This window comes from Saccharopolyspora gloriosae (assembly GCF_022828475.1).
Taxonomy (GTDB): domain Bacteria; phylum Actinomycetota; class Actinomycetes; order Mycobacteriales; family Pseudonocardiaceae; genus Saccharopolyspora_C; species Saccharopolyspora_C gloriosae_A.
This window is the reverse complement of record NZ_CP059557.1, coordinates 52,747-79,709: the sequence shown is the minus strand read 5'-3', so window position 1 is coordinate 79,709 and position 26,963 is coordinate 52,747. Positions and strand designations below refer to the sequence as shown.

The following is a 26,963-nucleotide window of genomic DNA, read 5'->3' as shown; positions in this document are numbered from 1 at the left end:
CATTCGCCCGGGTCGGCGCGGTGCAGCCGGGGCGGGTCAGTGGCTGGGTTGGGCGGTGGGGCCGGGAGAGGGTTCGTCGAAGGCGGCGACGGGCAGCGGGAGTACGCCGGGGGCGAACTTCGGGACTCGCATGATGACCTTCATTCCCGCGTTCTCCGCGGTCTCCACGACCAGGCCGTAGTCGTCGCCGAAGGTGGCGCGCATCCGGTTGTTGATGTTGCCGAGGCCCACGTGCGCGCCCGTCAGGTGCGCGTTCGCCAGCTCCGCGTCGAGCCGGTTCGGATCCATCCCGATGCCGTCGTCGTCCACGCTGATCAACGCCTCCGAGCCGCGATCCTCGGCGACCACCGACACCGTGCCGCCGCCCGGCTTCGTCGCGAGCCCGTGCCGCACCGCGTTCTCCACCAGCGGTTGCAGCGCCAGGAACGGCACCACCACGGGCAGCACCTCCGGCGCGATCTTGAGCTGCACCTTCAACCGGTCCGGGCCGAACCGCGCGCGCTCCAGGATCAGGTAGCGGTCGATGTTGCGGATCTCGTCGGCCAGCGTCGTGTACAGCCCGGTGGAGCGGAACGAGTAGCGGGTGAAGTCCGCGAACTCCATCAGCAGGTCGCGGGCCTGCTCCGGATCGTTGCGGATCTGCGAGGAGATGGTGTTGAGCGCGTTGTAGATGAAGTGCGGGGAGATCTGCGCCCGCAGCGCACGGACCTCGGCGCGCGCCAGCTTCTCCTTCGACTCCTGCAGCTCGGCCAGCTCCAGGTGGGTGGACACGTGGTGCGCCACCTCGCTGGCGGCCCGCAGCAGCCGCTTGCGGTCGCCGCCGCTGATGATGACCAGCACGCCGCGGATCTCCCCTGCGACCTCCAGCGGCACCACGACCCCGTACCGCATCAGGCAGGGCCGCTGGTCGCACAGCAGGTCGGTGTGGTCGATGTACTCGCGCTTGCCGTCGCGCAACGCCACTTCGATCTTGCCGCGCAGGTCGGCGTAGTGCTGGTTGGCGTCCCCGTCCCAGCTCAGCAGCGTTCCGTCGGCATCGACCACGCCCACCGCCACGCACGAGAGCAACTCGCGCAGGTGCGGTGCGGTCTTGTCCGCCGACTCCTGGGTCATGCCCGACCGCAGGAACGGTGCAGCTCCTGTCACGTGATGCAAGGCCGTCAGCATCGCGTCCTCCACCGAGGTACTCACTCGGCGTGAACGGCACAGCAGCACGAACATTCCGAGCACGGCGAGGGCGGCGAGCGCGGTCAGCACGGTCCGCTCGGTCAACAGCTCCGGCACTGCACCAGTATTCTTCCCCGACACTCAAGGAATCAAGAAGACTACGCTGGGTAGACCGATCCCTTCGGTGAGCGGTTCTTCCCGCCACCGTTCGGGCTCATCGGCTGCGCCGAACGATCGCAACCGGACGAGAGCGGGCCGGATCACTTCAGCAGCCGCGACATCCGCCGGTCCGCGAGCTTCTTGCCACCGGTCTGGCACGTCGGGCAGTACTGCAGGGAGCGGTCCGCGAACGAGACCTCCCGCACCAGGTCACCGCACACCGGGCAGGGCAAACCGGTCCGCCCGTGCACCCGCAGACCGGATCGCTTCTCCGCCTTCAACCGCGCCGCGTCCTGGTGCGCCGACCGTTCCACCGCGTCGGTGAGCACGTCCCGCATCGCGGCGAACAGGAGCCGCACCGACTCGTCGTCGAGCTTGCCCGCGGTCGCGAACGGCGAGAGCCGGGCGCGGTGCAGGATCTCGTCGGAGTAAGCGTTGCCGATGCCCGCCAGCCGGTTCTGGTCGGTGAGCACCGTCTTCACCCGCTCGGTGCGGCCGGCGAGCACAGCGGCGAACTCGTCCACCGTCACCGCCAACGCGTCCGGCCCGAGCCGCGCGATTCCCGGCACCTCGGACGGGTCCCGCACGATCCAGACCGCGAGCTTCTTCTGCGTGCCCGCCTCGGTCAGGTCGAAACCGGGGCCGCCGAGGTGCACCCGCAGCGCGATCGGCCCGCGACCCGGCTTCGGCGGCGTCGGCGAGACCGCATCGGACCAGCGCAGCCACCCGGCGCGCGCGAGGTGCACCACCAGGTGCTCTCCGTCGCAGTCCAGATCCAGGTACTTCCCGTGCCGATCGGCGGCGGTGACCGTCCGGCCTTGCAGCGCGGTGTACGGCGGGTCGGCGGTCTTGAGCACGCTCAGCGACGCCACATCGACTCGCGCGACGGCACGGCCCACGGCGTGCTCCCGCAGGTGCCGCGCCAACGCCTCGACTTCCGGCAGCTCAGGCACCCCACCAGTCTGCCAAGATCCGCCGGTGGGCGGCGCCCGATCACTCGGTCGGCTGCAGCGACCCGTTCATGTCCGGTTCGGCGTAGAGCTCGATCTGGCGGGCGATCTTCGCCGTCTCCTGGCGCACGTTGAGGAAGCCGCGCTGCACGCCGACCCAGCGCTCCGGCTGGTGCTCCTCCTCGTCGCCGGGGGTCTCGGCGATGATCGTCCACGGGCGGTGCAGCAGCCAGCGCACCGGGAAGAACAGCACCACCACGAGCAGCGCGAGGATCAGCCAGATCGGGACGACGACCCCGTCCGGGGTCCACAGCACGAACGTGGTGACCAGCACGAGCAGCACGCCGAACATCAGGATCGCGGGACCCGCGCCGCCGTTGACGTCGTGTTCGAAGTCGTCACCCGCGATCGGGTTCGACCATTCGAGACTGGAACGCACGTTCCACAGCCTGCCGTCGGAACCCCGAACCACCCGGTTCATCGTCGCCTCCTCGCCCGACGCCGGGCGTTCTCGGATCGGTCGTTTCAGCCGTGCCGCCACTCGTTCCGGTGCAGAGCACCGTCACCGAGCGTGCCGATACCGTATCGCGCCCGTCATCGGCCTGGAGAGTGAAACTCGGCGGCACCCGGACCATTGTCGATCACGGCGGCCGAATGGACCAGCCCCGCTCGCGCTGCGCCGGGACCCGGTGGCACGAGCACCGCGTCGGCGTCCCGGCCGCCGTCGGCCGAGCGGCGGCGCTCGCCGGTCCGCATCGCAGCTCAGGTGGGCGGCCGAGCCGTCGGTGACCCCCGGCAACGGGGCGCGAACGATGGGTTAAAGTGTTCTCAACAGCGCTTCGAGGGGCGCGGAGATCGCTCCGGTGATCGAGTTTCCCTCAAGGTTCTGATGCGGATGTAGCGCAGCTGGTAGCGCATCACCTTGCCAAGGTGAGGGTCGCGGGTTCGAGTCCCGTCATCCGCTCGCAGAAAGGCCCCGCCGGGTTCGGCGGGGCCTTTTTCGTCTTCGGGCCTTTTTCGTCTTCGGGTCGGTTTCGCCGTCACGGCGGGTCAGCTCTCCAGCTTGAACCCGACCTTGAGCCCGACCTGGAAGTGGGCCACCTCGCCGTTCTCCACGTGGCCGCGAACTTCGGTGACTTCGAACCAGTCGACGTCCCGCAGCGTCTGCGCCGCCCGCCGCACGCCTTTGCGGATGGCGTCGTCGACTCCCTCCGAGGACGAACCGACGATCTCGGTGACTCGATACACGTTGTCTGCCATGCCCCGGATGGTCGGTGCGGGCACCGCCGTCCGCAAGCCGAACCCGATCATGGACTAGACCAACTGGCCCCAAGGTCTGGACCAGTAAGCCCGCTCCGGACGGTACCCATATTGCGCAGAACGGATCTATTAAGCCAGAAGGGTGAGAAGTAACTTTTGCGGCACCGATCCAGAAAGGAGCACCCCCATGCTCAAGAAACGTGTTAAAAGCACGATCGGTATCGCGGCGCTCAGCATCGCCGGTTTGGCATTGCCGGTTTTCACTTCCGGTGTCGCGAACGGCCACGGATTCGTTCAAAGCCCGGCAAGCCGCCAGGAGGCCTGCTCCAACGGCACCTTGAACGACTGCGGCGCGATCCAGTGGGAGCCGCAGAGCGTGGAAGGCCCGAAGGGCTTCCCGGAGGCGGGTCCCGTTGACGGCTCGCTCTGCTCCGCGGGCAACGAGGGCTTCTCCGAGCTCGACGACCCGCGCGGCGGCCAGTGGCCCACCACGGATGTCGCCGCTGGTCAGGACTTCCAGTTCCAGTGGAAGATCACGGCCGCGCACTCCACGAGCTCGTTCCGCTACTTCGTCACCAAGGACGGCTGGGACCCGAGCAAGCCGCTGTCCCGCGACCAGCTCGAGCCCGCTCCCTTCGTCGACGTGGACTACGGCGGCGCCCAGCCGCCGAACACCTACGTCCACGACGGAAAGATGCCCGAGGGCAAGTCCGGAAGGCACGTGATCTTCGGCGTGTGGGACGTCGCGGACACCGCGAACGCCTTCTACTCCTGCGCGGACGTCAACTTCGGCTGACCCGGCTTTCCTCCCCCGATACTTCGTCCCGGCGTGCGGATCGCGCGCCGGGACGAAGTGTGTCGGAACCCGTTCGGTTTCGATCTTGAATTGGACCGGGAAAAGGTGAATTTCACGGAGTTGCGGGAACGGGTCGAATTAGTTGATCAATAGTCGATCGCCGGAATTACTCCGTGGCCAGGCCGATCGGGCAGGACACGCCGGTGCCGCCGATGCCGCAATAGCCGTTGGGGTTCTTCGCCTCGGACAGGTACTGCTGGTGGTAGCCCTCGGCGTAGTAGAACTCCCGCAGCGGACCGATCTCCGTGGTGATCGAGCCGTGGCCGGCCGCGGTCAACGCCGCCTGGTACTGCTCCCGGCTCGCCTCCACGGCCGCGCGCTGCGCGTCGTCGGCGTAGTAGACGGCCGAGCGGTACTGGCTGCCGCGATCGTTGCCCTGGCGCAGGCCCTGCGTCGGGTCGTGGCCCTCCCAGAACACCCGCAGCACCTGCGACAGCTCGATCACGGCCGGGTCGAAGACGACCAGCACGGCCTCGGTGTGCCCGGTCAGACCGCTGCACACCTCTTCATAAGTGGGATTCGGCGTGTAGCCGCCCGCATAGCCGACGGCGGTGGTCCACACGCCCTCGGTCCGCCAGAAGATCCGTTCCGCGCCCCAGAAGCAGCCCATGCCGACGACCAGCGTCGCGGTGCCCTGCGGGAACGGCGGCACGATCGTGCGGTCGCCGAACACCGCGTGCCGTTCCGGCACCGGTAGCGGGGTGGAACGGCCCGGCAACGCCTCTTCCGGGTCGATCATGCGGATCCTGTCACCGAACAACAGCGCCATGCCTCCGATGCTACGCGCGGATCAGGGGTGGTCGGCCGCCCCGAAGACCCTGCCGAGCGGACGGGTCTCCTCCTCCGGCGCCGGCGGATCCGGACGGCGTGCGTGCCTGCCGCCTCGCGGCGGCGCGGGCTCGTCGGCGGCGGGGCCGAGCTCGCCGGAGAAGCCGCGGGCCGGTGCGGGCGCCGGGTCCTCCTGCGGCCAGGTCTCGTCCCACCCGTCGTCCTCGTACCGGTCCCGGTCGTCGGCGCGGCCGTCCCGGCGATCCGAGTCGCCCCGGACCTGGCCGTCGCTCGAATCGCGTCGCCTCGAGCGCCGCCGGGTCTCCGGCGCGATGTAATGCCGCAGCCGCATCGTCGGCTCCTCGACGAACACCCACGACAAGGTGCCCAGCACATAGGCGATCGGGGCCGCGCACAACAACATCAAGTACTGGTTCGCGACACCGGCCATCGCCAGCAGCTGCTGAACGGGAAAGCCCCACACGTACACGCCGTAACTGCCGTTGACGAGGAATCCCGGAACCGTGAGCCGCGCAGGCCAGAAGTGCCCGGCCACCACCACCGCGTAACTCGCCGCGAACACCATCAGGAACGAAGCGGAAATGCTGTTCGGCATCGCGGCGAGCACCGCCAAGCCCGTGACGGCGGCCGTCATCGACAACGGGATCCGGTAGAGGTTCAAGACCACGCCGAATGCGAACGCCACCAGGAACGCCACCAGCGGTTCCACCGGAACGCTCAACATCGAACCCGCGGATTCCGCGCCCGGCTGCTGTTCCAGGTAGCGGTCCCACACCACGAGCGCGGCCAGCGCCACGACCGCGAGCCACCGCCACCGCTGTTTCGCCGCGCCCGCCAGCAACAGCGCGTACAACCCGCCGTAGGCGAGCAGTTCCATCGGCAGCGTCCACAGCGAACCGTTCACCGCGCCGGGCCACGGATTCTCGGTGAACACTCCGGGAAGTTCGTGCTTCAACGTCAGCAACCCGGCGTTGTTGACGATGTAACCCCAGGTGTCGCGCGCGGCGAAGTACTCCCCCGCCGTCAGCGTCGTCACCAGCGGCCCGACGATCAGCGCCAAGCCCAAGGTGACGGTGAGCATCGGCGGCCACAGCCGCAGCACTCGTTTCGCGGCGAACCGGACGGGATGCGGATCGCGAATCCAGCTCTCGGTGATCTGAAAGCCGCTCATCGCGAAAAAACCCATGAGCACGCCCTCATCGGGCTGCAACGGCCATTCCGGCGGGAACAACTCGCCCGATCCGGCCAGCGGAGAACTGTGCCCGTAGATCACCAACAGCGCGCCGATCATGCGGATCCACGCGAAACCGTGCGCGGGGTCGGCGAAACGTTCGGGGTGAGCGTGTTCGACACGCAGTGTGCCCAACCGGTTCACCCCCACGAAGTCACCCTCGAACCCGCCCTCAACACCGAGTAGCGTATCCGGTGACACCGTGATCTCGGCGCCCGTTTCGGCGACCGAGGCCGCGCGCACTGCTCACACCGTCCGGATCGTTATCCGGCCGGTGCATCGCGCGCGCACTGGGGGGTGCAAAATGACGGACGATCGCACATCGGCAGCGACTCGTGAAAACCGGAAAGGGCGCATCGGTGACCTGGCAAGACGAGCTGCAAAACCTCGACGCCGAACTCGCGGCAGGCCGGATCTCGGCGGAGGAGTACCGCTCTCGGCGGGACGCTTTGATCGGCCGGTCGCAAGGTGCGCAGGGCGGGCCGGCGTCAGGCGACCTCCCGCAGCAGCAGCCCGGCACACCCTCCGGTGGATTCCCTCAACAGGGTGGCCAGCAGAACCCGAGCCCGTTCCCTCCCGCGTTCAACTGGGGCGCGGCGGCAGCGCAGGGCGCCCAGCAGCAGCCGCAGCAGCCGCAGCCGTCGAACGAGTCCACGCAGGTCGTGCAGAACCCGGTGGCTCAGCAGTCCGAGAGCACGCAGGTCGTCAACGTCGGACAGCAGCAGCCGCCGCAGCAGTGGGGGCAGCAACAGCCGCCGCAGTGGAACCAGCAGCAGCCGGGTTGGAACACCGGCGAGAACGCGGGCTCGCCCTGGGGTGACCCGGATCAGCCGTCGGCCCCGGAGCACGGCGACACCAGCTGGATGCGCCAAGGCCCGGAGGTCTTCGAGGTCGGCGAAGGCTCCTCGAAGGGCAAGACCATCGCGGCCATCTCGCTCGGCGCCGTGCTGCTCGTCGGTGTGATCGTCGCCGGGGTCTTCTACTTCACCTCCGGTGGCGACGAGGCGGCGCCGCCGCAGCCGACGGAGCAGCAGGCTCCGCCGGTGCCGACGCCGGACCCGCTGCCGGAGCCCCCGGCTGCGAAGCCCGCGCCGGTGGCCACCCCGGACGTGCTGGTGGCTCCGCCCGCCGGTCGGCCGCACCCGTACAACGGTCCGCTGGACCGGCCCGCGCTGGAGAACAGCCCGAAAGCCGGGGTGCTGCGCGATCCGGTGCGCAACGCCGCGCTGCAGGGCGGTCTGATCGACGGTTTCTTCAGCCGCAGCGACGGCGCGGCCACCTCGGTGCTGATCGCGGTGCGGATGCCGGACCCGACGGCGGCGCAGGCGGTGGCGCAGGCCTACTTGGACGATCAGCAGGGCCTCAGCGTCAACGAGGACGTGTCCTACCAGGGCGTGCAGGCGATGACGACCGGCGGCGGCGTGTACCGGACCGCGTACGTGGCCCACGGCTGGGCGATCATCGTCGACGTGAACGCGCCGGACAAGGCGGCCGCGGAGTCGACGTTCAAGCAGCTGCTCGACCAGCAGCTGGCCCAGACCCCGCCGACGGTCCGCGACTGAGACCACCGAGAAGGGGCCGCCCGACCATCAGGTCGAGAGGCCCCTTCTTCGTGCGCGGCGAAGGTCTCAGCTCAAGGTCAGCAGGTGCGTGAGCGCGGCGCGGGAGATTTCCGGACCGAACTGCGCGGCGATGCCCGCCTTCCCCGCCGCCGACAGGCGTGACCAGGTCGCGTCGTCGGTGAGCAGTTGCACGGCGGCTTCCGCCAAGCCGGCGGCGTCGTCGGCGATGAGCACGTCCTGCTCGGGCTTGAGGTGCATGCCCTCCATCGCCAGCGTGGTGCCCACGACCGGCACGCCGAGCCCGAGGCTCTCCCCCACCTTGCCCTTCACGCCCGCGCCGAACCGCAGCGGTGCGAGCGTGACCCGGCTCCTCGCGTACAGCGCTTCGAGGTCCGGCACCCAGCCGTGCACTTCGACGCCGTCCCCGGCGAGCGCGAGCACCTCATCGGTCGGGTTCGAGCCGACGACGTGCAGCACGGCGTCCGGGCAGTGCTCGCGGACCAGCGGCATGATCTCCCGGACGGCCCACAGCGCGGCGTCGCGGTTCGGCGGGTGGTCGAAGCTGCCGACGAACAGCACGTCGCGGCGTCCTCGCGGGTGCGCGGCCCCGTCCCGCACGTCGTGCACGTTGGACAGCACCCGGACGTCGGCTTCGGGGACCAGTTCGGCGAGCAGTTCCTGTTCCGCCTCGGACACGACGAGCGTGACGTCGCAGGAGCGCACCAGGCCCAGTTCCATCTCGCGGGAGGCGAAGGCTTTGCGGCGCAACGACTTCTCCACCTCCGGCTCGCCCTGTTCCCCGGCGAGCACCGCCTGGCGCTGCAACCGCAGGAAGTGCACGTCCACCGTGTCGTAGGCGATCACGGCCTGCGGCGCGCAAATCCGCAGCTCCTCCACGAGGCTCCACGCGACCTGCGGGCGCGACAGCACCGCCAGCGAGATCTCGGTGCCCGCCTCGGCCAGGAAGGCCTGCTGCAGCTGCGGTTCCGGCAGCACCGTCACCCCGGCCTGCTGGAGTTCGGTGGTGTAGGGCTCCAGCCGGGCGTGGTTGCCGGGGAAGAACACCACGCGCGCGCCCAGTTCCACGAACTGCTCCAGCACGCGGCGGATCCGCACCGAGCCGGAGTCGAAGTCCGGGCGCGGCACCTGGTGATCCTTGACCAGCACGATCGGACCGTGGTGGCCGCGGTCGCCGCGTTCCCGCGCGAGCCACAGATTGCGCGGCGACGCTTCCGGAAGGTGGTCGGCGAGGGCGTCCTTCCACTTGTCCACGAACACCTGGCGGTTCAGTTCCTGGTGCCGCTTCACGCCGGTGGAAAGGTCGGTGCCGTTGGAGACGCCTTCGTGGTGCACCACCACGGCTTTCGGCTGCACGACGGTGCGGTAGCCCGCGGCGCGCACCGCGAACGCGAGGTCGGTGTCCTCGTAGTAGGCGGGGGCGAACCGGGAGTCGAAGCCGCCGACCTGGCGGAACACTTCGGCGCGGACCAGGATCGCCGCGCCGGAGCAGTAGTCGACGTCGCGCAGCACGGTGTGCTCGGAGGCGTTCGGTTCGCCGTTGCGGCCCAGGTTCCAGCCGGTGCCGTCGGACCAGACGATGCCGCCGCACTCCTGCAACCGGCCGTCGGGGTAGACGAGTTTCGCCCCCACCAGCCCGATCCGCTCATCAGCGTCCATTGTGGACACGAGGATGTCCAGCCAGGACTCGGTGACCTCCGCATCGTTGTTCAGGAAGAACAGGTGCCTGCCGCGAGCATGCTGCGCACCGAGATTGCAGGCGCCGATGAACCCGAGGTTGCGTTCGGCGCGCACCAGCCGCACGCCCTCGCAGGCCGCGAGCCGCACCGCGCTGTCGTCCGGGGACGCGTCGTCCACGACGATCACCTCGAACGGCACCGACACCAGGTGCCCGGCGAGGAACCGCAGGCACTGCCGGGTGTACGGCCACTTGCCGTGCACCGGGATGATCACGCTGACCACCGGTTCGTCGCTGCGCGGCACCGGCAGCGGCCCCGTCTCCTGCCGCTGCGCGACCGCGGCCGCGCCGGGCTGGCGCCCCAGGGCGAGTTCGTACACGTCGCGGCGGGCGGTGCCGCGCGGCGCGACCAGCTCGACGACGGTGCGGTACTTGCGCACCGCGCGCTGCACCAGCGCCGAGTTCTGCGCGACCAGTTCGGCGTTGCGCGTCTCCAGCTCGCCGCAGCGCCGTTCCGCCTCCGCCGCCCGCTGCTCGACGCGGGTCACCGTGTCCCGCAGCCATTCGATGCGCGCGGCGTCCCGTTCCGCACCGAGCCGCGCCTCGTCGAGCTGCGCTTCGAGCTCGCCGCTCGCGGACCGCAGCCGCTGCTGCTCCCGCACCTGCTCGTCGGCGCGGCGCTCCTCGGCCTGGCGCAGCTCCTCCAGCCTGGCGATCGCTGCCTTGAGCTCCTCGGATTCGGCGCGGCTGCGCTGGTAGTGCTCGTTGAGCTTGGCCACGTCGGCGACGGCCTCGTCGCGCTGGGAGATGATCGGCTCCCCCGCCCGGCGGGCGAGGGTGAGTTCGTCGTCGAGCAGCACCGCGGCGGCGGGCAGCTTCGGCAGCCTGCGATCCGAGGCGACGCCCAGCAGATAGGTGTGCGGCAGGCCCTGGCGGACCGTCCACGCCCCCGACTCCTCCTGGTGCAGGGTCTGCAGCCGGACGCCTTCGATCGCGGTGTCCAGATCCCCCGGATCGGACGGGGTGAGCACCGAGCCGATCGCGGTGTTCTGCCGGAACACCGCCACGTGCCGGAACGAACCCTCCAGCAGCGCCTCGAACTGCGGCCCGGTGAGCTCCTTGACGTGGAACGGGTTGTCGTTGCCGTGCTCGTGCTGGTAGATCGCCGTGTCCGGGGTGCTGACCAGGAACAGGCCGCCCGGTTCGAGCCGGGAGCGGACCAGCGAGAGCACCGCGTCGTGCTCGGCCACGTGCTCGATCGCCTCGAAGCACACCACCACGTCGAACGGCTTCTCGTCGGCCAGCACCTCGGGGTCGGTGATGGAACCGGTGCGGAACGTGACGTCGCGCCCGCCGTAGTTGCGGGCGGCGTGCTGCACCGTCACCGGGTCGACATCAAGGCCCACGACCTCGGCGCCCTCGGCGGCCAGCAACGCGGCCCCGTAGCCCTCACCGCACGCCAGGTCCAGCACCCGCTTGCCGCGGACGAACCGCGCCGCCAACGCGTAGCGGTGGTAGTGCTCGTAGATGACCTGCACGTCGTCGGCCCAGGGCACGCAACGCTCCCCGGTCCACTCGATCAGCCGGTCGCTGTCGTCATCCATCGCGTCTGTCCTCGACCCCAGTGCCTGTCGTTGCTCTTGTCGCGGGTGGCGGGGCCGGTGGCGGGCACGAGCTGGCACCTGCCGGCGCGGAGCCTGTTCGCGACGCCCGGACACACCCGTTCGTGGTGCAGGCTAGCCCGTCGGCGGCGTCCCGAGGTTCGGTATCCGGGCAACCCGGGCGACCGTTCATGAGAAAGTTCTCATGCCGCTTTCATCCCCGGCCCGGGGTACGGCGGCCAGGATGAAGTCATGAGGCCGGTGACCAGATTGCCGCTGCTCATCGCCGCGCTTGCCCTGCCGATCGCCGTGGTGCTGTTCAGCTACGCCGTGACCAACGGACCCCGCAACCCGCAGGTGCCCGCCGAGGTGCACGTGGGGAACGCGCCCGGGCCGGGACCCGGTCCCGTTCCCACGCTCGCGCCCGCCACGTCGACTTCGCCGCCCGCCGACCTGCCGCCGCCGGAACCGGAAGATGACGACGACGAGCCCGACGACGACATCGACGATGACGACTGAGCCGCGCCGCAGCGGCACCCGCGTCCCGGCTCGCGCGCAGATCATGGGCTGGATGCTGCTCGTGCTGGTCGTCGTGCTGACCGGGATCGTGCTGCTGGTGTGGCGGTTCCTGCACAACGACGCGATGAACAAGGTCACCGCCTCGCTGGAGCAGGAGGGCGGCGAGTTCGTCAACTTCGCCGAGGTCGGGCGCCATCCGGTGACCGGCGCGCTGATCGCCGAGCCCGGCGCGCTGTTCGACACCTACCTCCGGCAGCAGTACCCGGACTCGTGGGAGGTCATGGTCGGCGCGTGGGAGACCCCCACCGGGCTGAAGTGGCACATGCAGTCCCAGGACAGGCACATCCGCGGGGTCATGCACGATCCGGGACTGCTCGAACGCATCGTCGCCGACCCGAACGAGCACGGGACAGCGCAGACCGGCGCCGGGCCGCTGCGCTGGGTCAAGATCCAGACGCACACCGACGGCGACCAGCAGGCCTGGTTCCTCACCGGCCACTTCACCGCCGCCGACGTCTCCGAGGTGAACGGCGTCGTGCGCATCCTGGTGCTGGTCAGCGCGTTCGGCGTGCTGCTGGCGGCGGCGTCCTCGTGGGTGGTGGCCGGGGCGATCCTCGCGCCGGTGCGCACCGTGCGGCAGGCCGCCGCGGAGATCAGCGAGCACGACCTCACGCGGCGCATCCCGGTGGAGGGCCGCGACGACATCGCCGCGCTCGCCTACCAGTTCAACGCGATGCTGGACCGCCTGGAGTCCGCGTTCAGCACGCAGCGCCAGTTCGTCGACGACGCCAGCCACGAGCTGCGCACCCCGATCACCATCGTGCGCGGGAACCTCGAACTGCTCGGGGACGATCCGGGCGAGCGCGACGAGGTGGTGCGGCTGTGCACCGACGAGCTGGACCGGATGACCCGCATCGTCGAGGACCTGCTGGTGCTGGCCAAGGCCGACCGGCCGGACTTCGTGCGCCCCGCCGAGGTGTCGCTCGCCGAGCTCACCAGTGACATCGACGCGAAGGTCCGCTCCATCGCCGACCGGCGGTGGGTATTGGAGAGCATCGGTGAAGGCGACGTGGTCGTGGACGAGCAGCGGCTCACCCAGGCCGTGGTGCAGCTCGCGCAGAACGCGGTGCAGCACACCGAGGACGGCGCGGAGATCCGCATCGGGTCCGCGTTGAGCCTGGGCCGGCTGACGCTGTGGGTCACCGACGACGGGCCGGGGGTGGATCCGGCCGAGGTGGAGCAGATCTTCGCCCGGTTCGCGCACGGCAGCGGCCCCGGCCGAGGCGGCGCCGGGCTCGGGCTGGCGATCGTCGCGGCCATCGCCGAAGCGCACCACGGGCGGGTGCGGGTGCTGTCGGAGCCCGGTTCGGGAGCCACGTTCGGCCTGGACCTGCCCGCCCGGCCGGGTGCCGCGCCCGGCCTCGCAACGACCGGCCCCACCGCGACCGCCGAGGAGGTCCATGCATGAGCAAGATCCTGATCGTGGAGGACGAGGCGCGCATCGCGGCGTTCCTGGAGAAGGGGTTGCGCGCCAACGGCTTCGGCACCGCGGTGGCCGGGGACGGCGGTACCGCGCAGGAACTGCTGCTCAGCGGGGACTACGACCTCGCAGTGCTGGACCTCGGGTTGCCCGGCAAGGACGGTTTCTCGGTGCTGCAGGCCGTGCGGGCGCACCGCGTCACGCTGCCGGTGATCATCCTGACGGCGCGGGACTCGGTGCACGACACGGTCGCCGGGCTGGAGGGCGGCGCGGACGACTACATGACCAAGCCGTTCCGGTTCGAGGAGCTGCTGGCGCGGGTCCGGTTGCGGCTGCGGTCCTCGGATCGCACGCCGGAGGTGACGGTGCTGCGGGACGGTGAGCTGTCGCTGGATCTGCGGACGCGGCGAGCTCAGCTGCCGGAGGCGACGGTGGACCTCACGGCCCGCGAGTTCGCGATGCTGGAGCTCTTCCTGCGGCACTCCGGGCAGGTGCTGTCCAGGGAGCAGATCTTGTCGCACGTGTGGGGTTACGACTTCGATCCCGGTTCGAACGTGGTGGACGTGTACGTGCGGGCGCTGCGCCGCAAGATCGGCAGCGAGCGCATCCGCACGGTCCGCGGCATGGGCTATCGGCTGGGCGCTTAGGGGCCACCTTCCGAACGATCTTCCGATCGTTGGCCGGTCAGCGGCGGAGCCGATGAGCGGCGACCAGCACCTCGATCGGAGCGGGCTCCGATGATCCACCTGCCCGTGGTCTGGCCGCGTCTTTGCTCGCCCACCGCCCTGCGGTCGGCCACGAGCTGTCGATCCCTGGTTCCGAAGTTCCCCGACGCGGTGAGCGGACCGACTACGCGGCGCCCGCTTTGACGGCGAGTCCCATCACCGGTGCCGTGACACCGAGTCCGTCGAGCGCCGATTGCGCCAGTCCCAGATGCGGTGGTTCGGCATCACCCTGGGTCGCGGCCCCGTCGGGCCGACGCACCCGGCTCCACCAACGCCACCGAGAAGTTGTGCACACCTGTGGATAACTTCGTCCACAACTGTGCACAACTAGCCTCAGCGTGGTCGCCGCACCCGCCTCGGACCTTGATGAACGGAGTTGTCCACAGGATGTGGAAGAAGTGTTTACGCTGGCACGCCCGACCGCTGGGCAGCCTGGGGACAATTCCTCGCGCGCACGACGCCGGCGGCAAGCGCCACCCGTCGCCCGCCCCCGAGCCGCGGGCTCCCGCGATCGCGGTCCACAGGCTGCGGTCCCGTGGTGACGCAAGCTCGTTCCGCCGAACGCCGCAGCCCGGCTCGATTCCGGATCACCCGATCCAGGACGCCGCCGGTACCTCACGGTGATCGCCCCGCTCGGCGGCCGGGGAACGCGAAGGGATCAGCCGACGGGAAGGCGGCCCACGCCGCGCCAGGAGATGCCCGCGCGGCGGAGCACGTCCGGATCGAGGTGATTCCGGGTGTCCACCACGACCGGCCCGGCCAGCAGTCCCGCCACCCGCGGCCAGTCCAGCGCCCGGAACTGCTGCCACTCGGTGAGCACCACCAGCCCGGCGGAGCCCTTGGCCGCCTCGTACGGATCGTCGACCAGCGACACCACGCCCTGCAACGGCGCTTCGTCCCCGCGCAGCCCCGGATCGCAGGCCACCAGCTCAGCGCCGCGCGCGGCCAGCAGCTCCGCCACCGCGAGCGCGGGCGAGTCCCGCAGGTCGTCCGTGCCCGCCTTGAACGTCAACCCCAGCAACCCCAGCCGGACCCCGTCGAGCGAACCGGCCACGCCGACTCCGCACGCGTCGGCGACCTTGGCCACCATCTGCTCCCGCTGCCGCGTGTTCGAGTCGATCGTCGCGCCCAGCAGCTCGAAATCGAACCCGACCGACTGCGCCACCTGCAGCAACGCCGCGGTGTCCTTCGGCAGGCAGGACCCGCCCCAGCCGGGGCCGGGCTGCAGGAACGACTGCCCGATCCGCCGGTCGTAGCCCATTCCTTCGGTGACGTCGGAGATGTTCGCGCCGAGCCGTTCGCACAGCTCGGCCACCGCGTTGACGTACGACAGCTTCGTGGCGAGGAAGCAGTTCGCCGCGTACTTGACCATTTCCGCGCTCGGCGCGTCCGTCAGCACCGTCGGCGCACCCAGCCGCGCGTACAGCGCGGCGACCCGCTCGGCCGCGTCCTGCGACGCGGAGCCCACCACGATCCGGTCCGGGTTCAGGAAGTCGTGCACCGCGGAGCCTTCCCGCAGGAACTCCGGGTTCGACACCACGGCCACGTCCGGGCGCCCGACGAGTTCGGCGACCCGTGCCGAGGTGCCCACCGGCACCGTCGACTTGCACACCAGCACGCAGCCCGTCGGCAGCACCTCGGCGACCTCGGCGACGACCGACTCGACCGCCGCGAGATCCGCGCCGCCTCCCGAGCCCATCGGCGTCGGCACGCACAGGAACACCACTTCGGCGTCGGCCACGGCGTGCGCCGAACCCAGCACGAACTCCAGCCGGCCCGCCGCGATGCCCTCCGCGACCAACTCGCTCAAGCCGGGTTCGAAGATGCCGACCTCACCGCGCGAAAGCCGCGCGATCTTCGCCGCGTCCACGTCGCTGCACACCACGTGATGGCCGAGCGACGCCAGGCACGCACCCGTCGTCAATCCGACGTAACCCGTCCCGACGACCACGATCCGACGAGCGAACACGGTGCACCGACCTCCGTCGACAGCGCGCGGACCGACCGGGAAATCCCAGGCCGGGAAGCTGACCTCGACGAGATCGTGGCACATCGCCGGCGCCGCGAGCGGCGCTTTGGGAACTGTTCACACGCTGCTGCTCCGGTGGTGACGCACCGGTGTGCGCCCGTTCAAGCACCGAGCCCGGCACGGACGAGCCCCCGGCGGCGCCCGCGCAGGAGTACTGCACAAGATCGCCCAGTACTGCTTAACTACAGGCGACCGATCTCGTACCGAAGGAGCCACATGCAGATCACCGGCACCGCGGCCATCGTCACCGGAGCCGCCTCCGGGCTCGGCGCCGCCACCGCCCGCGCACTCGCCGAACGAGGGGCGCACGTGTTCGGCGTGGACCTGCCGGACGCGGTGGCCGCCGCGGCCCCTGTCGACGGGGTGACCTTCAGCGGCGCCGACGTCACCGACGCCGCGCAGGTGCAGACCGCCGTCGACCAGGCCGCCGGAGCAAACGTGCCGCTGCGGATCGTCGTCAACTGCGCCGGGATCGGACCGTCCGCGCGGATCAGCGGCAAGCAGGGACCGCACGACCTCGACCTGTTCCGCAAGGTCCTGGAGGTCAACCTGCTCGGCACGTTCAACGTGCTGCGGCTGGCGGCTCCCGCGATTCGCGAGACCGACCCCGACCGCGAAGGCCAGCGCGGCGTCGTCATCAACACCGCCTCCGTCGCCGCCTTCGACGGCCAGATCGGCCAGGCCGCCTACGCCGCCTCCAAGGGCGGAGTCGCCAGCCTCACGCTGCCCGCCGCGCGCGACCTGTCCTCGGCCGGAATCCGGGTGATGACGATCGCGCCCGGCATCGTGGACACCCCGATGCTGGCCACCGTCAACGAGGAGTACCGCGCGGGCCTCGCCGCGGGCGTCCCCTTCCCGAAGCGCCTGGCCGTCCCCGGCGACTACGCCCGGCTCGCGGTGAACATCGTCGAGCACGACTACCTCAACGGCGAGGTCATCCGCATGGACGGAGCCCTCCGGATGGCCCCGAAGTGATCAGCTGAACGCATCCCGAGGCGGAGATACCCGACGATGAGCACGATGAAAGCCGTCCAGTACGTGCAAGCAGGCAGCAAGCCGCGGATCGTCGAGCTGCCGATCCCCGAACCGGGGCCGGGCCAGGTGCTGCTGCGGGTGCTCGCCGCGGGCATGTGCCACTCGGACATCTCCGTGATGGGCTGGCCCGCCGAAGGCTTCCCGTACCCGGTGCCGCTGACCTTGGGGCACGAGGGCGCGGGGGAGGTCGCCGGGCTCGGCGCCGGAGTGCGCTCGTTGTCCGAAGGAGACCGGGTCGCCGTGTACGGGCCGTGGGGTTGCGGGACCTGCCACAAGTGCGCCGGAGGCAAGGAGAACTACTGCACCCGCGCCTCCGGCCTGGGCATCTTCCCACCGGGGCTCGGGGCGGCCGGGGCCATGGCCGAATACATGATCATCGATGATCCGCGGCACGTGGTCCCGCTGAACGGGCTGGACCCGGTGACCGCCGCGCCGCTGACCGACGCGGGGCTGACCCCGTACCACGCGATCAAGCGTTCGCTGCCGAAGCTGGTCGCGGGCAGCACCGCGGTGGTCATCGGCGCCGGAGGGCTCGGACACCTCGGAGTGCAGCTGCTGCGGACCTTGGCCTCGACCAGGGTGATCGCGCTGGACGTGTCCGACCGGGCGTTGGAGCTCGCCCGCGGCGTCGGCGCGCACGAGGTGTTGCGTTCGGACGAGGCCGCCGCGGCCCGGGTGATGGAACTGACCGGTGGGCTCGGCGCGGAGCTCGTCGTCGACTTCGTCGGCACCGACCCGACCATGCGCACCGCCGCGGGCTGCGTGGCGGTGGAGGGTGACATCACCATCGTCGGCATCGGCGGCGGGACCCTGCCGGTCGCCTTCGGCGCGCAGCCGTTCGAGGTGTCGGTGGCCGCGCCGTACTGGGGCGGCAGGCACGAGCTGATCGAGGTACTGGCGCTGGCCCGGTCCGGTGCCCTCACCGTGCACACCGAGACGTTCCCGCTGGAGGACGGACCGGAGATCTACGAACGGCTCCACCGCGGCGAGATCACCGGCCGAGCGGTGCTGCTGCCCTGACCCCACCGCCCCGCCGAGCGGGCCGGGAACGTCGGCTCAGAGATCTTCGGTGAAGGGGATGGCCTGGGCTTCCGGGGAACTCATCCAGCGGCGGAGGGTCCACGTGGCTCGGACGTCGTCCTCGTTGTACTGGAGCAGGCGCCGGCGTTGCGAGGGTTGCTGCTGCTGGCCGTCGAGCCCGACCGCGTCGCGGTACCAGCGCATCGAGTTCTCGCCGCTGGCCTCGGAGTCGCGCCAGGCGAAACCGGCGCTGGGGGCGATCACCTTCAGGCCCTTGCCGTGCGGGCACAGGAACTGGTCGCGAACCTCGGCGAACAGGTCCACCCACTCGTCGGAGCCGATGAACCGGCGCACCTCGGACACCTCGGGGATGCCGGGTTTGCCCGCGAAGCGCTCCGCGGACGACAGCATCCAGCGGTTCTCCGCGAGCTCGTTGTAGCAGTACGCGCGGAAGGTGAGGCCCCGCGCGTGGGCGCGGTCCCGCACGGCGATGAACCAGCACCAGAACTCGGCGAACGACCGCGCCTCGTCATCGGAGGGCAGCGGGTCCCAGGTGACGAACGCCCGGTAGCCCTGCTCCTCGTCGATGTCCACGCCGGACAGCCAGCAGCCCCACATGTAGGCACCGGAGTCGGCGTAGCTCTCCATGTCCACGTCGATCTCGACGTCGGCGCGCGGCACCCGCAGTTCCCGCACCTGGCGGACCAGGGGCAGTTCGCGCAGCCACGCCTTCGCCAGCAGCACCGCCTCGTCGGCGCGGGCCGCGCCCAGCGAGGTGGCCCGGCCCTGCTCCCGAGTCATCGCGGCCAGGTCGTCGACGGTGCGCACCTGGGCGGCGCGCAGCGCGGTGGCGTCCTCACCGCGCACCACGAGGCTCACGTCGCGCGCTTCCCGCAGCTCCTGCGAGCACGTCGACCACCACGGGCAGCCCTTGCACTCGGTGATCCGGGACGGGTGGGCCAGCGGTTCGGCGCCGGTGGCGGCGGCGGTCGCGACGGCCACCCGGTCGGCGAACCGCGCGTCGTACTCGGCGAGCGCGGTGCGCCCTCCCGGCCAGTTCGGCGCCAGCAGGTCGTGCCAGACCACCACGTCGCCCTCGACTCCGATGACGCCGCCGACCGGGGTGCCCGGCGCGGCCATCCCGCACGCTTCGAGCAGCCGCACCAGGTGCGCCAGCCGCAGTTGGTCCCGCGGCTGAGCCCGCACTTTGCGCCGCCGGTCCTGCTTCGCCGATTCCGGCAGCGGGCTCTCCAGCGGCGAGGTGCGCGCTCCGCTGCCGGGGTCGGTCGTCTTGTGCCGCGCCACCAGCACCGGGGTGTAGCCGGAGCCGTTGCGCACCAGCAGGTCGATGCCGCCGAACCGGCCCGCTTCGGGGTTCGCGGGCAGCTGGGCTCCGGAGATGAACCGGACGCCGTCGTGCATCGCGGCCAGCGTCTCCCGTTCGCGCCGCCGCAGGCTCGCTTCGCGCGGGACGCGCGTCCACGACTCCCCCAGCAGCTGTTCGAGACGGTCGGCTATCGCGCGGCGGTGGTCGGCGGCGTCGAGGACGCGCTGCTCGATTCCCGGATCCATCGGGGCTTTCGGCAGGTCACGGGATTGTGGATCGTTTTCGAGATGCACCCTCCTGCGACAGCGCGTCACTACGCTCGCGTCGAGCAGCACCTCGTTTTCCACGCCCAGCAGCGTAGGCCGTACCCCTGACGATCGCGCCCATCACCCCGGTGACGGAGCACAACAGACGGCTACGCACCGTGCACAACCGGTCGATCACTCCCTCCGCCGGTCAACCGGCACCGGTCGCAGGAACTCCTTACAGTGATCCTCGAGCGAGGTGAACGCCCTGGCCGCGACGTCCGGAACCGGATCGACGTGGCCGCAGGCACGGCGCGGACCGCGCCGGAACAGCAGGAGGCGGCGATGACGCGAGGCACCGGCGAACCGACCACCGCGGCACTGACCACGGAGATCTTGAACACCGAACCCCTCAACGCCCGGACCGACGACTCCGGCGACGACGTGCGTTCGGCGGCGAAGCAGGTCAAGAAGGTGGCGAAGCTGGAAGCGAAGGCCGCCCACGAGCAGACCAAGACCGCCAAGGAGGCCACCAAGGCGGTCAAGGAAGAGACCAAAGCGACCACCAAGACGGCCAAGCAGGAGGCGAAGTCCGCCGACAAGGCCGCCAAGCGCGACGAGAAGGCCCGCAAGAAGGGCGAGCACGGCAGGTTCACCCCCGGCGGCGCCCGCAAGGCCGTCGGCGTGGCCAAGATCCTCGGCCCCGCGCTGGCCCCCTACGCGTGGCAGGCGTTCACCGCCGCGCGCGACGGCTACGACCGAGCCCGCGCACGGCGGCTCGGCGTGCCCGTGGACGACCTGGGCAAGTTCACCGGGCGCGGCGCCGCGCTGCACGCCCGCATCGCCGGGGACGCCGAGGCGCTGCGCGAACTGCGCACCCGCACCGGCGGGCGCAGCGCGGCCGAGACCTCCATCGTCGAGAAGTTCGCCGACGAGGCCGAGAGCAGGCTCAGCCAGCTCGGCAGCGCCGTCCGGGCCGCCGAACGGATGCCGACGCCCCGCCGCCGCGCCGCGCACCGAGCCGTCATCGGCGAACTCGACCGCATCGAGGACGACCTGCTGCAACGCCTCGGAATCCCGAACCCCGCCATCGAGCAGAAGTAGCACGGGCACAAAAAAGCGGGCCGGTCACCGCAGAGGTGACCGGCCCGTTGACGTTCGGCTCAGACGGCGCCGGGCAACGTGACGAAGCCCTGCTCGACCATCCAGTCCCGCGCGACGTCGGCCGGGTCGCGGCCGTCCACGTCGACACCGGCGTTGAGGTCCAGCAGCTGCTGGTTGTCCAGCCGAGCCGAGACCGGCTCGAACACGTCCGCCAGCTGCGGGTACCGCTCCAGCGTCTCCACCCGCGTCGTCATGGCCAGGTTGTAGCGCGGGAAGAACTGCTTGTCGTCCTCCAGCACCTTCAGGTTCAGCGACTGGATCCGGCCGTCGGTGGTGAACACCTCGCCGAAGTTGCACGCCTTGCCGGTGGCCGTGGCCGAGTAGATGGGACCGGTGCTCAGCGTCTCCACCTTGCTCTGGTCCACCTGGAACCCGTAGGCCTGCGCGACGCCCGGCAGCCCGTCGTTGCGGCTGGCGAACTCGCTCTCCACGCAGAAGCTCAGCTCCTGCGGGTTCTGCTGAGCCACCCGCTTCAGGTCCGAGAGCGTCTCCACGCCGAGCCGTGCCGCGTTCTCCTCGTTCAGCGCGAACGCGTAGGTGTTGTCCGCCTTCAGGGACAACGCGAACCAGGTGACGCCGCTGGCCTCGATGTCGAGCTCGCGCACCGCCTCGTACTGGGCGCGCGCGTCCGGGATCGGGTCGGTCTTGCCGTTGTAGCTGATCCAGGACGAGCCGGTGTACTCCCACAACAGGTCGATCTGCTTGCTGACCAGGGCGTTGCGGGCACTGGCGGAACCGGTGATGTTGCTCAGGTCCCGCACGTCGGCACCGGCCGCGGCCATCGCGAACTCCGCGATGTAGGCCAGCACGATCTGCTCGGTGAAGTCCTTGGAGCCGACGGTGAGCGGCACGCCCTCCAGCTCCGGCACCGGCTTGATCGAACCGGGCGCCACCCGCAGCGGCACCGACGAACCGGAGCTGAGGCCGCACCCGGTGAGCGCGGCACCGGCCGCGGCGGCCGAGAACAGCTTCAACGCTCCCCGGCGGGACAGCCGTGTTCCTCGAATCATCGCAGCCCCCTCGGTGACAGGTACCGCTCAGCCAGCCCGCCGAGCCAGTCGACCAGCAGCGCCAACGCCATCGCCAGCACGGCGCCGACGGACAGCACGGTCCAGTTGCTCAGCTTGTAGCCGGTGTCGATGAGCTCGCCGAGCCCGCCCGCGCCGACGAACCAGGCCAGCGTGGCGGTACCGACCGCCAGCACCAGCGCGGTCCGCAGCCCGGCCAGGATGAACGGCACCGCCAGCGGCAGTTCGATGCGCGTGAGCACCGAGAACCCGGACATGCCGATGCCGCGGCCCGCGTCGATCAGCGACGGATCGACCTGCTGCAGGCCCACCAGCGTGTTGCGCAGCACCGGCAGCAACGCGTACACCGCGATCGGCAGCGTCGCGATCCAGAACCCGGTGGTGCCGTTGGTGAGCAGGAAGAACAGCACCAGCAGACCCACCGACGGCGCCGCCTGGCCCATGTTCGCCAGCCCGATGATCAGCGGGCTCACCCGCTTCGCCCACGAGCGGCTCAGCAGCATGCCCAGCGGCACCGCGACCAGCACCACGATCAGCGCGACCGCCGTGCTCATCAGCAGGTGCTGCCAGGTGAGCGTCAGCAGCGTCGAGGGCGTGATGTTCCGGCTGGTGACGACGTTGTCCCGCTGGGAGAACGCCACGCCGAGCACCACCACGACCAGCACCAGGGCGACCAGTGGCTGCGCGAACAGGCGCAGTCGTTCCGCCGCGCGGGAACCCGAATCCGCGGAGTAGGAACCGCTCATGAGGGATCACCGGCGGCCGACGGCTGGTCCGCGTGGTCGTCGGCGTGCTCCTCGCGCAGGTCCTTGATCGTCGTCATCACGGTGTCGATGTCGACGACGCCGATGTACTCGCCGCGCGACCCGGTGACCACGGCGACGCCGTCGTCGTCGGTGAGGATCGCCTCCAGCGCGTCCTGCAGCGTCGAGGCCGGCGAGACGCTGTCCTCCACGGCACGACCGGCCCGCGCCAGCGAGGAGACCGAACCGGCCTCCCGGGCGGTCGTCCAGCGCAGCGGCCGCTTGCGGCCGTCCAGCACCAGTCCGATCGCGCCGCGCCGGGTGCCGAGCCGTTCCTGCAGCACGCTCGGCTGCTCGTCGACACCGGCGGTCGGCACCTGACCGAGTTCGATCTCCCGTACCCGGCGCAGCGTGAGCTGCTTGAGCGCGGCACCGGCGCCGACGAAACCGGCCACGGTGTCGTCGGCCGGGTTGGCCAGGATCGCCTCGGGCGTGTCGTACTGCAGGATCTCCGAGCGCTGACCGAGCACCGCGATGCGGTCGCCCAGCTTGACGGCCTCGTCGAAGTCGTGCGTGACGAACACGATCGTCTTGCCCAGGTCGGCCTGCAGGCGCATCAGCTCGTCCTGCAGCACACCGCGGGTGATCGGGTCCACCGCGCCGAACGGCTCATCCATCAGCAGCACCGGCGGGTCCGCGGCCAGCGCGCGGGCGACGCCGACGCGCTGCTGCTGGCCACCGGAGAGCTGCCGCGGGTAGCGGGTCCGGTACTCGGCCGGATCCAAGCCGACGAGGTCGAGCATCTCGTCGACCCGTTCCACGGTCCGCTGCTTGGTCCAGCCGACCAGCCCGGGCACCATGCCCACGTTCTCGCCCACCGTCATGTGCGGGAACAGCCCGGCCTGCTGGATCGAGTAGCCGATCTCGCGGCGCAATTTGTCCGGGTCGAGGCCGAGCACGTCCTGACCGCCGATGGTGATCCGGCCCGAGGTGGGCTCGATCAGCCGGTTGATCATGCGCATGGTGGTGGTCTTGCCGCTGCCCGAAGGCCCGACCAGCACGACCGTCTCACCGGCGGGAATGGTCATCGTGACCGATTCGACCGCGGCCAGCTTCTGGCCCGGATACCGCTTGGAGACCTCCTCCAGGCGGATTTCGACACCGTGTCCGCCTGCGCGGCCCTCGGTGTCGGGCTTGTTGTTCTCAGCCACGAATACCTCTCGAAGTCGTCAGGCGCCCGACCAGCACGAACACCGCGTCCAGCAGCAGCGCCAGCACGATCACGCCGAGCGTGCCCGCCAGCGCCATGTTCAGCGCGTTCGCGCTGCCCAGCCCGGACAGGCCGCTGAAGATCAGGTTGCCGAGCCCGGGTCCCTTGGCGTAGGCCGCGATGGCCGCGATGCCCATCAGCATCTGCGTGCTCACTCGCATGCCGGCGAGGATGCCGGGCCAGGCCAGCGCCAGCTCGATCTTCGTCAGCACCCGGAACCGGTTCATGCCGATGCCGCGAGCGGCGTCCAAGATCGGTTGGTCGACTGTAGACAACCCAACGATGGTGTTGCGGATGATCGGCAGCAGCGCGTACAGCACCAGCGTCACCACCGATGGCGCCACGCCCAGCCCCAGCACGGGGATGAGCAGGCCGAACAGGGCGAACGACGGAATCGTCAGCACTGCACTGGACAGGGCGGTGGCCACCGCCGCCCCGGCGGGGCTGCGGTAAACCGCAACCCCGACCAGGACGCCGACGATGGTCGCCAGCACGATGCACTGCAGCACCATGCTGGCGTGCTGGTAGGAGTCCACCAGCAGTTGTTGCCACCTGGAAGCGACGTAATCCAGGAAACTCACGAAGTGGTCGCTCCCGGCGTCGCCGTGCTCTTGCCCTCGGCGGCGTCGTCGCCGTCGCTCTCGCCGTTCTCTTCGTTCTCGGCGGGAGTGGTGACGAGCTGGAACTCGCCGTCGTGCTCCTCGGTACCGGCGATGACGGCCTGCTCGAGGACCTCGGCACCCTTCTCATCGCGCAACGTCATCTGGTCGCTGCGCAGGTCCTTGGTGAGGGCCACGCACAGCAGCACCATGACGATCGCGAATGGCAGCGCACCGATGAACGCCAAGTTCTGGATACCTGTCAGGGCATCGTCCAGACCACCGCCGATCACCAGCATGATCGCGGCGACCGCACCGGTGGCGGCACCCCAGAAGATGACCACCCAGCGGCTCGGCTCGATCGACCCGCGCTGCGAGAGCGTGCCCATGACCACCGAGGCGGCGTCCGCACCGGACACGAAGAAGATCGCGACCAGGATCATCACCAGCACCGAGGTGACGATGGGCAGCGGCATGTGCTCGAGGACCGCGAAGGTCTGCTCTTCCGCGCCGCCGTCGGCGATGGCCGGGTCGGCCTTCGCGGTGTCGATCGCGGCACCGCCGAAGATCGCGAACCAGATGAGGCTGACCACGCTGGGAACCAGCAGCACACCGCCGATGAACTGGCGGATCGTGCGGCCGCGGCTGATCCGGGCGATGAACATGCCGACGAAGGGCGTCCAGGAGATCCACCAGGCCCAGTAGAAGACCGTCCAGGTCCCCAGCCACTCGTGCATCTCGTCACCGCCGGTGGCACCGGCCCGCGAGGCCATCTCACCGAAGTCGCTCATGTACGAGCCGAGCGAGGTGGGCAGCAGGTTCAGGATCAGCACCGTCGGGCCGGCCACGAACACGAAGATCGCCAGGAGCGCGGCGAGCACCATGTTGATGTTCGACAGCCACTGGATGCCCTTGGACACGCCGGAGACCGCGGAGGCGATGAAGCAAATGGTCAGCACGACGATGATCAGGACGAGCAACGTGGTGCTGGTTTCGCCGATCCAGCCCGCGGCCTGCATGCCGGACTGGATCTGGAGGGTGCCCAGGCCCAGCGACGCGGCGGAGCCGAACAGCGTGGCGAACAGCGCCAGGATGTCGATCAGCTTGCCGATCGGCCCCTCGGCGTTGCGCTTGCCGATCAGCGGCAGGAACACCGCGCTGATCAGCTGCTTGCGGCCGCGCCGGAAGCTGCTGTAGGCGATCGCGAGACCGACCACCGCGTAGATCGCCCACGGGTGCAGGGTCCAGTGGAACAGCGAGGTCGCCATCGCCGTGCCCACCGCCGCGTCCGAACCCGCTTCCACGGTTCCCGGCGGCGGCGAGGTGAAGTGCGAGAGCGGTTCGCTGATGCCGTAGAACATGAGGCCGATGCCCATGCCGGCGCTGAACATCATCGCGATCCAGGACACCGTCCTGAACTCCGGCTTCTCGCCATCCTGGCCCAGCGGGATGCGTCCGTACCGGCTGAACGCCAGGAACAGCGCGAAGACGACGAACCCGGTGGCGGCCAGCACAAAGCCCCAGCCGATGTTGGTGACCAGCCAGTCCAGCGCGGCCTTGGAGACGTTGTACAGCGAATCCTTGCTCAGCGTTCCCCAGGCCACCAGCACGAACATGATGGCGGCGGTGACACCGAAGACGAGCCAGTCCGTCCTCGGCTTACCGATGATTCCGGGTTGCCCCGGTAGTTCGGTTGAGTGGCCCGACGAGCCACCCTCTCGTTGATCTGCTTCAGTCGACACAGGTTCCGGCGCCCAACTCGCGACGCCCCCTCCTCTCCGTACCTCACGTCACGACGGCCGGAACGTCTGTTCACCTGTCACTATCTGCTCGTGCAGGGATGATTCCCGACCGTCTGCAACCCATAAACCGTGACCCATTCGGCGGATCAAGGCAAGCTCACCTGCGCACAGCGTGGCTAAACCGACACCTAGACTGGACCTCCGTGGCGATCCGTTCCGCTCCTGCACAAGGCGCTGATCGCGCTCTGCGCGGTCTCGGCTTGGCCGCCACTTCGTCGTCACTTTCGGTAGCCGCACATGCGGCAGCCGGTGGTTCCACGCCTGACCTCGGAACCACCTTCGTGATCACCACCTTGTTGTCCGCCGCCTGCGTCGCGCTCGCCGATCGCAGGCGAGGGTTGAGCAGCATTGTAGGGGCAGTCGGCGCGATGCAGGTGTCCCTTCACTTATTTCTGCAGCTAGCAGGCTCACACCAGGGAGTCATCGGGCAACGAGGACTGCCCTTGGATCCCACTCTGATGACCCTGGGTCATGTACTGGCCGGGCTTCTGGTAGCGGTGCTGCTGCATCGCGCCGAGGATGCACTCTTTGTAATCGTTTCAACCTTACGACTGACTCTCGCCCGGAAGATGTCAGTTCCGTTACCGCCTGTAACAACAAGGCCCTCGGTCTGCCTCCCGGCAGAGCCGGTGCTCCTGATCGAACTGCTGATCCAGCAGCGGATCCACGCGCTGCGCGGCCCACCGAGGTAGCGGCACCGGCCGCG

General features: G+C 69.9%; 23 protein-coding genes and 1 tRNA gene. 10 read left to right on the top strand and 14 right to left on the bottom strand.

Going from position 1 to position 26,963, the window contains the following annotated elements; all coding sequences use genetic code 11:
• Positions 1-36: 36 nt before the first annotated feature.
• From H2Q94_RS00360 to H2Q94_RS00350, 3 genes are all read right to left on the bottom strand, one after another.
• Positions 37-1,284 (bottom strand): GAF domain-containing sensor histidine kinase, encoded by a 1,248-nt coding sequence (locus tag H2Q94_RS00360; protein ID WP_243790763.1) that lies wholly within the window; start codon positions 1,282-1,284, stop codon positions 37-39.
• 143 nt (positions 1,285-1,427) lie between these two features.
• Entirely contained in the window at positions 1,428-2,279 is an 852-nt protein-coding gene (locus H2Q94_RS00355; protein WP_243790760.1) for an Fpg/Nei family DNA glycosylase, read from the bottom strand.
• A gap of 40 nt (positions 2,280-2,319) precedes the next feature.
• Positions 2,320-2,757: a DUF983 domain-containing protein gene (locus tag H2Q94_RS00350; RefSeq protein ID WP_243790757.1), complete on the bottom strand. Its 438-nt coding sequence runs from the start codon at positions 2,755-2,757 to the stop codon at positions 2,320-2,322.
• 410 nt (positions 2,758-3,167) lie between these two features.
• On the opposite strand from H2Q94_RS00350, the gene H2Q94_RS00345 reads away from it, so the two are divergent.
• Positions 3,168-3,240: transfer RNA gene (locus H2Q94_RS00345), tRNA-Gly, on the top strand.
• An 86-nt stretch (positions 3,241-3,326) separates the two neighbouring features.
• On the opposite strand, the gene H2Q94_RS00340 is transcribed toward H2Q94_RS00345, so the two are convergent.
• On the bottom strand, positions 3,327-3,536 hold the full coding sequence (locus tag H2Q94_RS00340; protein ID WP_243790755.1) for a dodecin: 210 nt from the start codon (positions 3,534-3,536) through the stop codon (positions 3,327-3,329).
• A gap of 187 nt (positions 3,537-3,723) precedes the next feature.
• Here H2Q94_RS00340 and H2Q94_RS00335 point away from each other — a divergent pair, with 187 nt between their 5' ends.
• Positions 3,724-4,332 (top strand): lytic polysaccharide monooxygenase auxiliary activity family 9 protein, encoded by a 609-nt coding sequence (locus H2Q94_RS00335; protein WP_243790753.1) that lies wholly within the window; start codon positions 3,724-3,726, stop codon positions 4,330-4,332.
• Positions 4,333-4,498: 166 nt separating this feature from the next.
• Here H2Q94_RS00335 and msrA read toward each other — a convergent pair whose 3' ends face one another.
• Both msrA and H2Q94_RS00325 read right to left on the bottom strand, forming a co-directional pair.
• Entirely contained in the window at positions 4,499-5,161 is a 663-nt protein-coding gene (gene msrA / locus H2Q94_RS00330; RefSeq protein ID WP_243790751.1) for a peptide-methionine (S)-S-oxide reductase MsrA, read from the bottom strand.
• Between the two features lie 21 nt (positions 5,162-5,182).
• The gene (locus H2Q94_RS00325; RefSeq protein ID WP_243790749.1) at positions 5,183-6,547 is read right to left on the bottom strand and encodes an acyltransferase family protein; all 1,365 of its coding nucleotides are present in this window, start codon (positions 6,545-6,547) and stop codon (positions 5,183-5,185) included.
• 224 nt (positions 6,548-6,771) lie between these two features.
• On the opposite strand from H2Q94_RS00325, the gene H2Q94_RS00320 reads away from it, so the two are divergent.
• Positions 6,772-7,974, top strand: coding sequence for a flagellar basal body-associated FliL family protein (locus H2Q94_RS00320; RefSeq protein ID WP_243790747.1), 1,203 nt, complete (start codon positions 6,772-6,774; stop codon positions 7,972-7,974).
• A gap of 66 nt (positions 7,975-8,040) precedes the next feature.
• Here H2Q94_RS00320 and H2Q94_RS00315 read toward each other — a convergent pair whose 3' ends face one another.
• Positions 8,041-11,274 (bottom strand): glycosyltransferase, encoded by a 3,234-nt coding sequence (locus H2Q94_RS00315; RefSeq protein WP_243790744.1) that lies wholly within the window; start codon positions 11,272-11,274, stop codon positions 8,041-8,043.
• A 249-nt stretch (positions 11,275-11,523) separates the two neighbouring features.
• Between H2Q94_RS00315 and H2Q94_RS00310 the strand changes: the two genes are divergently transcribed.
• The 3 genes from H2Q94_RS00310 to H2Q94_RS00300 are packed head-to-tail and all read left to right on the top strand — an operon-like array spanning position 11,524 to position 13,917.
• Positions 11,524-11,790 carry a hypothetical protein gene (locus H2Q94_RS00310; protein ID WP_243790742.1) on the top strand — a complete coding sequence of 89 codons (267 nt, stop codon included), beginning with the start codon at positions 11,524-11,526 and terminating at the stop codon, positions 11,788-11,790.
• Positions 11,780-13,258, top strand: a complete 1,479-nt coding sequence (locus H2Q94_RS00305; RefSeq protein ID WP_243790740.1) for a sensor histidine kinase — start codon at positions 11,780-11,782, stop codon at positions 13,256-13,258. The genes H2Q94_RS00310 and H2Q94_RS00305 overlap by 11 nt, the downstream gene beginning before the upstream one ends.
• Entirely contained in the window at positions 13,255-13,917 is a 663-nt protein-coding gene (locus H2Q94_RS00300; protein ID WP_243790737.1) for a response regulator transcription factor, read from the top strand. The genes H2Q94_RS00305 and H2Q94_RS00300 overlap by 4 nt, the downstream gene beginning before the upstream one ends.
• Before the next feature lie 736 nt (positions 13,918-14,653).
• Here H2Q94_RS00300 and H2Q94_RS00295 read toward each other — a convergent pair.
• Positions 14,654-15,964: a UDP-glucose dehydrogenase family protein gene (locus H2Q94_RS00295; protein ID WP_243790735.1), complete on the bottom strand. Its 1,311-nt coding sequence runs from the start codon at positions 15,962-15,964 to the stop codon at positions 14,654-14,656.
• 276 nt (positions 15,965-16,240) lie between these two features.
• Here H2Q94_RS00295 and H2Q94_RS00290 point away from each other — a divergent pair, with 276 nt between their 5' ends.
• Positions 16,241-16,999, top strand: a complete 759-nt coding sequence (locus tag H2Q94_RS00290) for an SDR family NAD(P)-dependent oxidoreductase (RefSeq protein ID WP_243790733.1) — start codon at positions 16,241-16,243, stop codon at positions 16,997-16,999.
• A 36-nt stretch (positions 17,000-17,035) separates the two neighbouring features.
• Complete coding sequence (locus H2Q94_RS00285) at positions 17,036-18,079, top strand: NAD(P)-dependent alcohol dehydrogenase (RefSeq protein WP_309501101.1); 1,044 nt, start codon at positions 17,036-17,038, stop codon at positions 18,077-18,079.
• Positions 18,080-18,115: 36 nt separating this feature from the next.
• Here H2Q94_RS00285 and H2Q94_RS00280 read toward each other — a convergent pair whose 3' ends face one another.
• Positions 18,116-19,753: a TM0106 family RecB-like putative nuclease gene (locus tag H2Q94_RS00280; RefSeq protein ID WP_243790731.1), complete on the bottom strand. Its 1,638-nt coding sequence runs from the start codon at positions 19,751-19,753 to the stop codon at positions 18,116-18,118.
• A gap of 243 nt (positions 19,754-19,996) precedes the next feature.
• On the opposite strand from H2Q94_RS00280, the gene H2Q94_RS00275 reads away from it, so the two are divergent.
• Positions 19,997-20,755 carry a DUF6474 family protein gene (locus tag H2Q94_RS00275; protein WP_243796020.1) on the top strand — a complete coding sequence of 253 codons (759 nt, stop codon included), beginning with the start codon at positions 19,997-19,999 and terminating at the stop codon, positions 20,753-20,755.
• Between the two features lie 59 nt (positions 20,756-20,814).
• On the opposite strand, the gene H2Q94_RS00270 is transcribed toward H2Q94_RS00275, so the two are convergent.
• From H2Q94_RS00270 to H2Q94_RS00250, 5 genes are read right to left on the bottom strand one after another with little or no spacing between them, the layout of a single operon-like run.
• A complete protein-coding gene (locus tag H2Q94_RS00270; RefSeq protein ID WP_243790728.1) occupies positions 20,815-21,825 on the bottom strand; it encodes a glycine betaine ABC transporter substrate-binding protein in 1,011 nt (336 codons plus the stop codon).
• Positions 21,822-22,589, bottom strand: coding sequence for an ABC transporter permease (locus H2Q94_RS00265; protein WP_243790726.1), 768 nt, complete (start codon positions 22,587-22,589; stop codon positions 21,822-21,824). Before H2Q94_RS00265 ends, H2Q94_RS00270 begins: the two co-directional genes overlap by 4 nt.
• Complete coding sequence (locus H2Q94_RS00260; RefSeq protein WP_243790724.1) at positions 22,586-23,797, bottom strand: ABC transporter ATP-binding protein; 1,212 nt, start codon at positions 23,795-23,797, stop codon at positions 22,586-22,588. Before H2Q94_RS00260 ends, H2Q94_RS00265 begins: the two co-directional genes overlap by 4 nt.
• Positions 23,790-24,437: an ABC transporter permease gene (locus H2Q94_RS00255; protein ID WP_243790722.1), complete on the bottom strand. Its 648-nt coding sequence runs from the start codon at positions 24,435-24,437 to the stop codon at positions 23,790-23,792. The genes H2Q94_RS00260 and H2Q94_RS00255 overlap by 8 nt, the downstream gene beginning before the upstream one ends.
• Positions 24,434-26,071 carry a BCCT family transporter gene (locus tag H2Q94_RS00250; protein WP_243790720.1) on the bottom strand — a complete coding sequence of 546 codons (1,638 nt, stop codon included), beginning with the start codon at positions 26,069-26,071 and terminating at the stop codon, positions 24,434-24,436. Before H2Q94_RS00250 ends, H2Q94_RS00255 begins: the two co-directional genes overlap by 4 nt.
• A gap of 329 nt (positions 26,072-26,400) precedes the next feature.
• On the opposite strand from H2Q94_RS00250, the gene H2Q94_RS00245 reads away from it, so the two are divergent.
• Positions 26,401-26,949 carry a hypothetical protein gene (locus tag H2Q94_RS00245; protein ID WP_243790717.1) on the top strand — a complete coding sequence of 183 codons (549 nt, stop codon included), beginning with the start codon at positions 26,401-26,403 and terminating at the stop codon, positions 26,947-26,949.
• Positions 26,950-26,963 lie beyond the last annotated feature (14 nt).